Source organism: Rhodococcus sp. ABRD24 (genome assembly GCF_004328705.1).
Lineage (GTDB): Bacteria > Actinomycetota > Actinomycetes > Mycobacteriales > Mycobacteriaceae > Prescottella.
The window spans coordinates 2383048-2394458 of record NZ_CP035319.1 but is presented as its reverse complement, the minus strand read 5'-3'; the positions used below and the strand labels follow the sequence as shown (position 1 = coordinate 2394458).

Below are 11411 nucleotides of genomic sequence, written 5' to 3'. Positions count from 1 at the left end.
ATCAACCGACTGTCGTCGGCCGACCGTTGACCATCACCTCGGTTCCCGCGGGAACCCGGATCGAATAGCTCGCCTCGCAATACCCGACGACGCTGCCGGCGCACGGGGTGCCGATGTCCAAGGTGTCATCGGTCAACGACCAGGCCGGAGTCTCTGGGCTCTGTCCCAAGGTTTGGGTCTGGACCTCCACGATCACCTGACTGCTTTCCTCGATTGCGACAGTGTGCGCCGACACCGTGACGGGCATGTTGGCGTTGTCATGGATCACGTTGAGCGTAGTGCCAGCAAATGCGAACGACTCCTGCTCGGAGTGCTCGCTCGACGAACACCCCGACAGGGCAAGGCATGCGACGAGAACCGTTGCGCTGGAGAGGCGGTGAAGAATCTTGTTCATACCCACCATTCCAGCGAGGATCGGGTACGAGTGCCATACGCTGAACCCGAGTCTTCCTGGTAGGGCCAGCCCGACCTCGACGACCTCAAACCACTCAGGATCGGGCCGGGAGGCGGCATGTCACAGACGCGAGATTCGCTCAAACGGATAAGCGGCCACCATGCTGACCACCATGCCGTATGCGGCGAGGGCTACGAGTTTCCAGGTGGGGAGCGGGATCTGAAACTCCGAGAAGACACTGGGTACCAACGCTGCCGCCGGGATCAGATAGAGAACCGATGCCACAGTGCACCACCGGGCGACGAGAGTGTTCGCGACTCCGGTCAGTTCCGGGCTGGCCCGCACCTTGGACGGAACTTTGTAGCCCTTCGCGGGATCAGTGACCCAGCCCTGGGCGCCGGTGTATGCAGCAAGAGCGCACATGCCGGCGCCTGCCAGGAAAATCATCGCCAGTACGGCGTCTTCCATCGTTCAGTCCCGCCTGAAATCTCCGTTTCGCAACGGTAGCAGTGTTGAGACTGCCTGGTTGGGTCCGCAGGAAGCCTGTCGCCAGACCAGTAGCCAGATCACAGGAGCCGTCGAGTCGGTGCCACCCACGTGCGAATCATGACCGCAGGGGGCCTGATGACTGCAATGGCGGATCAATCAGAAGAGAACGATGAAGGAGGCCGAACCCCAGCGCTGGAGTGCGAGGGAAGATGCCACCTTGTCATCTACTAGTTGCCCATATAGTATTTTAGTTATGCGTACAGCATCTGCGGATGGGCGGGCTCGCACTTCGTTCATCGAAGCTGCCAGGCGCGCACAGATCATCGATTCGACGATCTCTGTTGTCGCCGAGAGCGGCTACAAGGCAGCATCATTCACCCGTATTGCGAAACACGCATCGATCAGCCCCGGGCTGATCACCTACCACTTCGAAAAGAAGGAAGCGCTGATGCGGGCAGTGCTCGAGACAGTCGAAGCGCGACTCGACGCGGCGATGGCTGAGCCGTCGGAGGCCGGCCACGACGACAGTTACCCCGCCGCGCTCGAAGGCATGCTGACCCGCTTCGTCCAGTACTGCGCGCGCGACGGCGATCAGGTCAGCGCAATGACCGAGATACGCAGGCAGATTCAGGTTCCGGAAATTCATGAGGCAGTTGCAATCAGCGGCCGATCTGGCACCGCGGAATTGGTCAGCTTTGTCGAAGAAGGTCAATCCTACGGCCAGTTCCGCGACGTGGATGCTGCTCTCTACGTGTCGGTTCTGACATCAGGGATGGGCGAAGTACCGGGACTCCTGCGGGGCCGGGAGCCGGATCAGATTGATGCGTTCGCCGAGCAGTGGTCCTCACTGTATGTCCGCGCCATCGTTGCGGCCGATACGGCAACTGCTCCCGCGGGCCGTCGGCCTGTCGACAAGTGACGAGGGGGATCAGACATGAGCGCCACTCTCGACAAGACAACGGTCCGTCACTCCACAGTCCTGCACATCGCACTATGGACGATGTTGCCGATCTTCGGCGCCCTGGTTGGCCTCGTCTTGAGCCGAGTTCCTTCCTGGTTGGCGGCGTTGGCGTGGTTTCCGAACCAGGACAAGATCACCGAGCTGGCGGATGTCATCGGATTCAAGGTGGCGCTGGTCGTCGCCATTGTGGGTCTTCTGGCCGGCTGCTTGCTCGCGGTCATGGCCTACGACCACATCGTGTCGGTCACGGTTGACGATCAGAACGTCACGATCAGGCGGAGCGACGAGGTCACGATACTCTCTGCGGCTGAGGTGAACTGCGTATTCGTCGACGAGGGCCATCTGGTCCTGTTGGGTTCGGTAAGTGAGGAACTCGCGCGGGAAAGAACGGGCCTGTCACTGGACGCGCTCGAGGTTGCCTTCACTTCACACGGCTATTCGTGGCGTGGGCGCGACCCGCACGCCGATTCGTTTACGCGATGGATCGATGGAGCATCCGGCCTGTCCCAGGATGCCAACGCGATACTGAGAGCCCGCCAGGACGCTATGGACAGCGGAGACTCGGAGGATCAGCGCGAGCTGCGAAGCGAGCTGGCGCGCCATCGCATTGTCGTTCGCGACAGCGGCAAGCGTCAGTACTGGCGCCCTCTGAACTGCAACTGATCGGGCATGCGGCCCGCGATCCGCAACAGAATGGTGCACAGCATTCCATGCAATAGACAAGAAGCACAAGAGTTTTCACAGAATGCCAAGCATGAGCGCACGTTCACTCCTACGCCCATCTCCAGTAATCGCGGTGGAGCCAAACGTGCGCCACGGCGAAGCGATCACTTTCTCACGGCAGTTCGGATCGTCGCATTGGCGGTGCTCAGTGCGGTCAGCGCCGAGTTGCTGTCGGCGTATGCGGACAGCACCGGTCGCGTGGGGCCGATCTTGTTCGAAGTGGTGTTCTTCGCTGCCCTCTACGGCGCACCTGCCTTGCTGGCGCGCGAGGCAGTCCGCCGGGCTGGATGGGGTTGGGATTCCTTACTCATGATCATGTTGGCCTTGGCAATTGCGCAGGCGTGTCTCATCGATCAGTCCCTCTTCAGCGAGAACTACCACGGCTACGACGGATGGGCCGTGACGTACCAGGCAACACTCATTCCAGTCTTCGGGATCAGCGCGTCCAGCGCATACAACTTCATCCTCGGACACGTGATCTTCAGCTTCGGCGCTCCGGTCGCCTTGGCAGAGGCATGGCAGCCGGAGCGCGCCCGAGAGGGATGGCTGGGGCGGACCGGCCTGATCATTGCCACCGCTGCCTATGTCGGAGCGGCAATGATGATCATGAGCGATCCGGAATCCCGTAACGCTTCTGCTCACCAGTTGTTCGCCTCGGGCGCTCTGGTGATCGTCTGCCTCGTACTCACCTACCTGCTCGGCAGGCGATATCGGCGAAAGGCGAAACGTGAAGTCGCCGAATCCGATCCCGCTCCGGTGGTCGGTGCAGTGTTCGCTGTGATGTTGACGCTCGCGTGTTTACGCAACTTCGCAGGAGAGAATTGGAGCGGATTCTTACTGGGGGTCGGAGTCACCGTGGGCGCGGGCGCGCTCATTCTCATCGGTGCCCGCAGGCCGGGATGGGGCATTCGCTGCATCTCCGCAGTCGCTCTCGCCTTCCTCATCAGCCGGGGCGTCTTCGCGTTCACCTACGACCCGCTGATCGGAACGGTCGCACCGATCCCGAAGTACGTTCACAACGTCATCATGCTCGTGATTGTCCTCGTTGCTGGTTGGTTCGCCCTCAAACGCTCGAAGTCGGTACCTCCCTCAGGCCTCACTGGGTAAACGGCGAAGGGTAGTTTCGACGCCCATCACTTCTGACGCAGAGGCGGATTCGGAACTGTCTCACCACTGCGCTCGTTGCCGTTTCAGACACAGAAGAGTGCGCCCACTCCTAGACACCACCACGTGTTCGACAGGGCGCGGGCCGCGGTCCAGACGAGCAACGGAACGAGCCACACCCAGAGGTGATTCCATGTGAACGGCGAGGCGACCGCGGCGGTGAGTCCGGCGACGGCGACCGCGTGCAGTCCCATGGATCGGATAATCTCGCCCTGCATCACCGCGGTCAACGGTCCGCAGAGTAGACATGCGACAGCACGGGTGTTGGGCGCATCCTCCTTGGAGGGCTTGCCCACGTCCGCGTCCGCGCGCTGAATCCCCTGGTAGCGGGCGTCCCACCACGCATAGTGAAAAACTATGCAAGATAGTAGTAGGGTGGTCGCTGTCCGTCACCATTTCGTTATGTTGCAGCGAGCAAGGAACATGATCTTGGCACGTCACTGGAGTATCGAGACTGCCCACGCGCATGAGACCAAGGACCATAGACACACTGCTTCGGGGCTCACCATCGGTGGGCATCGAGACCGCCGAGACTCGCACAGTGACACCACCCGGCGGCGGCGCGGCGGCGCTCATCGTCGGCCGACGTCCGCAGGGCCGGGTGGTCGGGTCATGGTCTTGTCTGTGGCCAGCGGTGCCTTGATCGCGGCGGGTTCCTCGACCGGGCACGCCTCGCCAGCCGATGCGGCGCCACAGACGGGGGTCGTCCAGAACCCGTCGGAGGGCTTTGCGACACCGCTCCTGTCTGCGTCGCCGCAGATCTTGCAGATTCCGAAGATTCCGGACGCGAGTGAGTTCGCGGAACAGCTCGGCAAGGCGCGACAGCGAGCCGAAGAAGCGGCCAGGCAGTTGAGTGAACAGGCCGCGCGCGAGTCCGCGGTCCGAGCCCAAGATGCCGAGCTGACATCGCCTCCTCGGTCGTTCGGAGGGACGATGGCTCCGGTGAGCGGGACGCTCACCTCGAGTTATGGCGCGCGTTGGGGAACGACACACTACGGACTCGACATCGCCAACGACATTGGTACACCAATTGTGTCCGTCACCGATGGAACAGTCCTCGAAGCAGGTCCAGCGTCCGGCTTCGGACTGTGGGTGCGAATACTGCAGGACGACGGCACTATTGGCGTTTTCGGACATATCAACGAAGCGCTCGTCACGGCAGGGCAGAAGATCAGGGCAGGCGAGCAGATCGCGACGGTCGGAAATCGGGGGCAATCGACCGGTCCGCATTTGCACTATGAGGTCTGGCAATCCGACGGTACGAAGATCGACCCGACGGCGTGGCTTCGGGCGCGTGGCGTCAACGTGACATCATCTGACTGACGGACCGGGAACGGATTTTCGGCATGTGATAGGGAGAGCCATGAAGGGACTCGGTGGTCTCGAAGCCGAGGTGATGGACGTCCTGTGGTCGGCTACGGAGCCGATGTCGGTGCACGACCTACTGGCCACGCTCAGCGAGCGCAAACAGTTCGCGTACACCACCATCCTCACGGTGGTTACCCATCTCCACGAGAAGGGCTGGGTCGATCGAGAGAAGCGAAGTCGCGCCTACTTCTATCGACCTGCACGCACACGAGAGGAAGCGACCTCTCAGGCGTTGCGTGAACTACTCGACAGCAGCAATGATTCCGCGGCAGTCCTGCTGCACTTTGCACGCACCATCTCCGACGCCGAACGCGAGGCATTGCAGCGCGGGTCGCGGAAGAATCGCCGCACGTGACTCTCGCGAGCGTCCTGCTGGTCGGTGCCGTCCTGATGGCGATGCTCGCCGCACCCGTCCTCGAGCGCCTGCCCTACTGGGGCGTTCGCCCGAACGTCGTACTGGTCTTCTGGCTCGCCAGTATCGCGACGGCGCTGTTCTTCGCCAGCTCAGCCGTGATTACCCTTGCCTGGCCTGACCATGCACCCGCCGAGGGGATCGCCGATGCCGTCATGCGGTGCTTCTCCACCGTTCAACACACCTTCCAGCCGTGGATCACCGGACTCCTGGCAGTCATAGGCCTCGTCGGCGCCGCCGGTCTGGTGGTCCGAGCTGCCATCTACGCGCGTAAGCAGTCTGTGGCTCGGTCGCGGGTGCAGGATCTTCACCGCGACGTCATCGCTGTCGTCGCAAAGACCGAACGTGCCGACAGGGACGTGATGTGGCTCGAGCACCCGGTGCCGATGGCCTATTCGGTGTCCGGCCGCCCGGGTTTCGTCGTCGCTACAGAAGGTTTGTCGTCCAGCCTCAGCAGTATCGAGCGAGACGCTGTCCTGGCTCACGAACGTGCTCATCTGAACGGACATCATCATCTGATCGTCAGCGTCTGTGACGTCCTCGCGAGCGCCTTTCCTGTCGTGCCGCTCTTCGTCCGCGCCCAGCACGCAGTCCACACAGTGATCGAGCTTGCGGCCGACCAGCAAGCTGCCCGCGCCACCAGCCCCGCCGCGGTCAGCTCGGCGCTCTCCGCTGTCGCCGGCGCCTCTTCGCAGACGCCGGCGTGGACCCTCGGGTTGGGGAGCGACATGGATCTGCGCCTGTGGCGACTGCGCCGGAACCCGCGCAGTCGATTTCCGCGACTCGCGTGCTGCGCGGCAGCGGCGTTCACTGTCACGGTGCCTACTGTCACCGCGCTCGCGGTCGTTTCGGCTACGACGATGGCAGCGTGCATCGTGTTGACCTGAATCGGTTTTCGAGCATCGGACCCGTCGAGTAACTTTAAAACTATCCTGCATAGTATTTCAGCTAAGCTGTCGATGACTTACTGATCGCGTTTCGACAGGAAGCGGGCACCCGATCATGACCGCCATCCCCGCCATCGACAGATCGTGCGAAAGGGCCCTACGACGGAACCGGAGTAGGGCGTGACGTCGGCAATGGACTGGGTCAGTAGGCCTGAGTTGCCGCCCTCGTTGGGAGCCATGGTCTCCTGGAACCCCCAACCCCTTCCACTGCTACCGCTGGCAGGTCTCGCCCTGGCGATCTGGTACTGCTGGGCGGTTCGGCAAGTATGCCGAAAGGGCCGACAGTGGCACTGGTTTCGCACCGTCAGCTTCCTCTGTGGATGCCTGCTTCTGATGCTGGTCACCGGCCTGGGCATCGAGGGCTACGGGTTCGAGATTTTCAGTGCCTGGATGTTCCAGCATCTGACGTTGTCGATGGTGGTGCCGCCGCTACTCGTTCTCGGCTGTCCCGGAACGTTGCTGTTGAGGTCGACACCGCACACCGGCTGGGGAGTTGCGGTTCTGCGCTGCGCTCTCGGAGCGCTCCGCAGCCGCACCGCCCGAGTGGTACTTCATCCAGGAATCACCATTCCGCTGTTCCTGTTCAGTTACTACGGCATCTATCTGTCACCGGTATTCGACATCGTCTCGCGGTCGTGGGCTGGGCATACAGCACTCGAAGTGTTCTTCATCGCCACGGGAATCTTGTTCATCGTCCCGGTGCTCTCCACCGGTCCGCTTCCCGTCCGGCAGAGCTACCTGGGCCGGTTCTTCGACCTGTTCGTCGAGATGCCGCTGCATGTCTTCATCGGAGTCATTCTGATGATGGCCACCTCGCCACTACTATCGACGTTCGCTTCTCCCCCAGCGGACTGGGGCGTGGACCTGATGGCAGACCAGCAGTTGGCCGGTGCGCTGGCCTGGTCCTACGGTGAGCCGGTCGCATTGTTCGTCGTCGTGATCTTCGCCATCCGTTGGCGTCGTGACGAGGAGCGTGTCAATGCCTTGGACGACAAGCGAAGCCAGCAGGGCGACGCTGCTCTCGCAGAGTACAACGATTTCCTCAAGTCTCTCCACCGGGGCTGACAGGCCGGATTGCGGTCCTTCTCGTACTCCGAATCCGTTGTGCAGTAAAACCATCGGAGCGAGGGGCATCGCAGGAAATCAGACAGGGCCTCAGTTCATCGGAAGTGGCGCGGCACCTTTCGAAGCCAGCATCTGCTCGATGGCGATTGATTCCGCCTGCTGAGTATCGACCATCTGCTCCGCGAGCGACGAGACAGCAGGCACCGTCGCAGCCTCGGCGCCATACTGCGCCATCGGAATACCGCCCTGGTGATGGCGAAGCAACAGTTGAAGGTACCGAACGTCGAATGCGGGTCCGACGGTTCGCCGAAGCTCGGCCAACTCTTCGGTGGTCGCCATGCCCGGCATTCGGGACGGCTCCGTCGCCATCGCGTCGTTCATCCCCGGCATCGAGTGATCCATCGATTCGGAAGGCTCCTCGGCGGACATCCAATTCATCGGCGCACCAGTAGCACTGGGCGACCGATTCCACAGCGTCAGCCAACCCTGCATCGTGCCGATCTGGCTCTGCTGGGTAGTGATCACATCGTAGGCAAGGGTCCGTACGGCCGGATCATCGGAGTTCGTCAACGCCATCGCCGACATCTCCACTGCCTGGCCGTGATGAACCGACATGTCCCGGGCGAAACCGACATCGACAGAATCCGGAGGCGGTGGTGCAACCGCTTCGCCGGCGAGCCACCTCTGGCCCGCTGCTCCGACGAGCAGTCCGGCCAGGACGGCGAGAGCTACCGCGAGCACCGTTCCAACCCGCGAGAATCCTCGTCGGGCGTCGTCCCCGCTGCCGGTGATCGGGGCATCGTCGCCGCGGGGTTCAGCCATTTCCATCCCCGGGTGGTACGGCAGTGGGACGGCCTTGCGGTTCGGCGGGAGCTTCTGCGACCGGGACACTGTCAGGACCGGACGCAGGCGGCGCGAACGGTGGTGGGTTGTCCGGGTCAAAACCCCCACGCAATGTCGAACAGCTCGCACCCGCCTCGGGGTGGGTGTTGGGATTCTGTCTCAGGGCGGTGATGAACTGTCCGATCCGCTCGTCCCGTGCATCGTCGAGTTTGAGCTGACGGCCCCAGGATTGGAGAGAGATCGTCGTATCGAGATCAGGGTAGGGCGACATCAATGAGTACGGTTCGCCGTCGACCTTCGCGGCGAGCGCTCCGATGTCGTCGGAGCTGATCCTGTCCGGATTGTAGGTAAGCCACACTGCGCCGTGTTCGAGCGAATGGACGGCGTTCTCACTGCGAATAGGCTCCGGGTAGACGACGCCGGTGCATGTGGCCCAGTACTGGTCGTGCGCGCCTCCGAACGGCGGAGTCTTGTCGTAGGCGACTTGCTGCGGTGCTTGGACGTGATTCCCAGCGGGGTACTCGGCCTCGACCACCCCGGCAATGTCCGTGGACGGATCCGGATTATCCGAGCTGGGCGCATACCGTTGGGCCTCAGCCTGTTCCAGGGCCCGAGGCACCGTGTTGTATGCGATGACCGCGACCAGTCCCAGAACGACCGTGACTGCACCGATCAGTTGCCAGGGAATTCGCCGCGTGCCAGGGATGCCGCCTGACTTGGTCTTCTTCCGGTTGTCTGTCATCGCACGAACCCGTGTCCTCTCGTCCGGTCCCGACCCTCAGGGAATTACTACGTACAATAGTATTTCAAGGCTTTGCTGTGCGGGCAGTCTTCCCGGCTTCCGTACGTTCGACGGCGATCGGTCTCGGTCAGATGGGCAGCACTACCGCAGTGACGAACTCATTGCGCAGCCAACCGACGAAGATTTCCCACATGCCACTGACCAGGGCGACGCCCACCACGATCAGCATGAGGCCGCCGGCGATCTGGATCACCCGGGAGTATCTGCGCATCCAGCCGATTCCCCGCAACGCCTTGGCGGATCCGAATCCGAGTGCGACGAAGGGTAGTCCCAGTCCGATGCAGTAGGCGACAATGAGCACCACGCCGCGAACTGCGGTGATTCCCTCGGTACCGGCCGCGACCGACAAGACTCCCGCAAGTGTCGGGCCCAGACATGGCGTCCAGCCGAGCCCGAAGACGCCGCCAAGTAGCGGAGCTCCTGCAAGAGAAGGTACTCGACGCGGAGTGGGCCTGGAATCCCTCTGCAGCGCAGGAATCAGCCCGAGGAAGGCCAGGCCCATCACGATCGTGATCACCCCGCCAACCCGCTGGAGTAGATCCTGGTTCAGCCGCAATGCACCGATCACGCCGAAGACCGATGCCGTGGCCAGGACGAAGACCACTGTGAATCCCGCAACGAACAGCGCCGCGGCCCCGGCTACTCGCCATCGATCCCGAAACGGCGCACGGGGGGAATCGGGGGTCACCGCTGGAGGAGTGTCGGCACCCGCGACACCAGCGAGGTAGGACAGATATCCAGGCACCAGAGGTACGACACACGGTGACGCGAACGACACCAGGCCAGCGAGAAGGCAGGCACCGAGAGCAAGGAGGAGCGGCCCAGTGGCGGCAGCATCCTGGAAGTCTGCGCCGAGGCCCTGAGCGAGGACCGTCACTGTTCGGCTGCCAAACGTTCGACCACAGGTTTCAGGTCCTCGACCAACAGGGCGCGTAGAAAGACAGCAGCCACACGATGCTGACGGTCGAGCACCAGCGTCGAGGGGATAACGCTGGTGGGATAGTTGCCACCCAGCGCGATCAGGGTGCGCATCGGCGGATCGTAGACGGAGGGGTACGAGACCTTGTTGTCGATCACGAAGTCCTGGGCTTTGTCACGCTGAGGATCGCGCACGTTGATCCCTAGGAATTGCACGCCAAGGGCTTTCGTTTCTTCGTAGACCCGCTCGAGGTCATCTGCTTCGGATCGGCAGGGCGCACACCACTGCCCCCACAGGTTGATCACGACAACTTGTCCGCCGTAGTCGGCCAATGACACGGTTCGCGCGTCATCCATGAGGTCGGGGCCGGAGATCGCCCCGATCTTCCCTCGGCTGCTCGGCGGGTCGTAGAAGATGTCGATCTGGCCACCCGGCGAGACGAAGTCGAAAGATCCACCCAGCGCCACGGCATCGGATCCCGTAGAGCAGCCGGCGAGGGCGACAACGGCGACCATGCCTGCCGCAAGCGCGAGAGCCCGAGGCCGGCCACGGCGCTCAGGCCGCGATCGCGGAGCCCAACTTCGAACCGTTGGCACGGCGGTCCGACCTCGCTGTCGATCGACCCGGCCGCTCCGACCCGGGCCGGATTCGGCGCATGGACAAGAAACCTCAGTCCGCACTGGCGTCCCTTCATGCAGTAGCTCGATCCGAACCCCCCAAAAAACTACGTTACATAGTATTTCTCTCTGCGGCATCTATCGAACCAGGTGAAGATTGCGGCGCCGATGCTCTCGCGGTGTCCGAAAATCAAATCTCGAACCGTGTCGATCCGACGTCTTCCCGTTCGACGTCTTGGATGAGAGGGTCGAGATACGGCCCGACAGAAGGAGTGAACCAATGAAGTACATGCTGATCATGCGCGCGACCGACGAGGCTGTCGAGGCCTACAAGAGCGTCCCGTTCGAGCAGGTCATCGAGGCAATGGGCAAGTTCAACGAGTCGATGATCAAGGCTGGCGTACTGCTCGCCGGGGAGGGGCTGGCCGACGCGGACGAGGGCTTCGTCGTCGACTTCTCCGGGGACACCCCGCTCGTCACCGACGGTCCGTACGGGGAGACCAAGGAACTGTTCAACGGATTCTGGATCCTCGAGGTCGCGTCCAAGGAGGAAGCGGCCGAATGGGCCAAGCGGGTGCCGGTGGGCCCGGGCTCCAAGATCGAGGTTCGCCGGGTGACCGGGGTCGAGGATTTCCCACAGGACAATGAGTGGATTCAGAAGGAAGAGGGCTGGCGTGAGGAGCTCGAGGGTCGCAGGGCCTGATTGC

15 protein-coding genes are annotated in these 11411 nt (G+C 62.5%); 8 read left to right on the top strand and 7 right to left on the bottom strand.

The window, feature by feature from the left end:
- Position 1: 1 nt before the first annotated feature.
- Complete coding sequence (locus ERC79_RS10525) at positions 2–394, bottom strand: hypothetical protein (RefSeq protein ID WP_131577974.1); 393 nt, start codon at positions 392–394, stop codon at positions 2–4.
- A gap of 120 nt (positions 395–514) precedes the next feature.
- Positions 515–862, bottom strand: coding sequence for a hypothetical protein (locus ERC79_RS10520; protein WP_131577972.1), 348 nt, complete (start codon positions 860–862; stop codon positions 515–517).
- 190 nt (positions 863–1052) lie between these two features.
- Here ERC79_RS10520 and ERC79_RS10515 point away from each other — a divergent pair, with 190 nt between their 5' ends.
- From ERC79_RS10515 to ERC79_RS10505, 3 genes are all read left to right on the top strand, one after another.
- Complete coding sequence (locus tag ERC79_RS10515) at positions 1053–1802, top strand: TetR/AcrR family transcriptional regulator (RefSeq protein WP_131577970.1); 750 nt, start codon at positions 1053–1055, stop codon at positions 1800–1802.
- A gap of 15 nt (positions 1803–1817) precedes the next feature.
- Positions 1818–2507 carry a hypothetical protein gene (locus ERC79_RS10510; protein ID WP_131577968.1) on the top strand — a complete coding sequence of 230 codons (690 nt, stop codon included), beginning with the start codon at positions 1818–1820 and terminating at the stop codon, positions 2505–2507.
- A 195-nt stretch (positions 2508–2702) separates the two neighbouring features.
- Complete coding sequence (locus ERC79_RS10505; protein WP_131577966.1) at positions 2703–3674, top strand: hypothetical protein; 972 nt, start codon at positions 2703–2705, stop codon at positions 3672–3674.
- Between the two features lie 83 nt (positions 3675–3757).
- Here ERC79_RS10505 and ERC79_RS10500 read toward each other — a convergent pair whose 3' ends face one another.
- On the bottom strand, positions 3758–4027 hold the full coding sequence (locus ERC79_RS10500; RefSeq protein ID WP_131577964.1) for a hypothetical protein: 270 nt from the start codon (positions 4025–4027) through the stop codon (positions 3758–3760).
- A 646-nt stretch (positions 4028–4673) separates the two neighbouring features.
- On the opposite strand from ERC79_RS10500, the gene ERC79_RS23410 reads away from it, so the two are divergent.
- From ERC79_RS23410 to ERC79_RS10480, 4 genes are all read left to right on the top strand, one after another.
- A complete protein-coding gene (locus tag ERC79_RS23410) occupies positions 4674–5054 on the top strand; it encodes a M23 family metallopeptidase (RefSeq protein ID WP_242676805.1) in 381 nt (126 codons plus the stop codon).
- 40 nt (positions 5055–5094) lie between these two features.
- Positions 5095–5454, top strand: a complete 360-nt coding sequence (locus tag ERC79_RS10490; protein WP_131577960.1) for a BlaI/MecI/CopY family transcriptional regulator — start codon at positions 5095–5097, stop codon at positions 5452–5454.
- The gene (locus ERC79_RS10485) at positions 5451–6398 is read left to right on the top strand and encodes a M56 family metallopeptidase (RefSeq protein WP_131577958.1); all 948 of its coding nucleotides are present in this window, start codon (positions 5451–5453) and stop codon (positions 6396–6398) included. Before ERC79_RS10490 ends, ERC79_RS10485 begins: the two co-directional genes overlap by 4 nt.
- 192 nt (positions 6399–6590) lie before the next feature.
- On the top strand, positions 6591–7523 hold the full coding sequence (locus tag ERC79_RS10480; RefSeq protein WP_131580985.1) for a cytochrome c oxidase assembly protein: 933 nt from the start codon (positions 6591–6593) through the stop codon (positions 7521–7523).
- 90 nt (positions 7524–7613) lie between these two features.
- Here the strand turns inward: ERC79_RS10480 and ERC79_RS10475 are convergent, their stop codons facing one another.
- From ERC79_RS10475 to ERC79_RS10460, 4 genes are all read right to left on the bottom strand, one after another.
- Positions 7614–8345 (bottom strand): DUF305 domain-containing protein, encoded by a 732-nt coding sequence (locus ERC79_RS10475; protein ID WP_131577956.1) that lies wholly within the window; start codon positions 8343–8345, stop codon positions 7614–7616.
- Positions 8338–9108, bottom strand: a complete 771-nt coding sequence (locus tag ERC79_RS10470) for a DUF3105 domain-containing protein (protein ID WP_131577954.1) — start codon at positions 9106–9108, stop codon at positions 8338–8340. Before ERC79_RS10470 ends, ERC79_RS10475 begins: the two co-directional genes overlap by 8 nt.
- A 127-nt stretch (positions 9109–9235) precedes the next feature.
- A complete protein-coding gene (locus ERC79_RS10465; RefSeq protein WP_131577952.1) occupies positions 9236–10045 on the bottom strand; it encodes a cytochrome c biogenesis CcdA family protein in 810 nt (269 codons plus the stop codon).
- On the bottom strand, positions 10042–10602 hold the full coding sequence (locus tag ERC79_RS10460; RefSeq protein ID WP_131577950.1) for a TlpA disulfide reductase family protein: 561 nt from the start codon (positions 10600–10602) through the stop codon (positions 10042–10044). The genes ERC79_RS10465 and ERC79_RS10460 overlap by 4 nt, the downstream gene beginning before the upstream one ends.
- Positions 10603–10984: 382 nt before the next feature.
- On the opposite strand from ERC79_RS10460, the gene ERC79_RS10455 reads away from it, so the two are divergent.
- Entirely contained in the window at positions 10985–11407 is a 423-nt protein-coding gene (locus tag ERC79_RS10455) for a YciI family protein (protein WP_131577948.1), read from the top strand.
- Positions 11408–11411 lie beyond the last annotated feature (4 nt).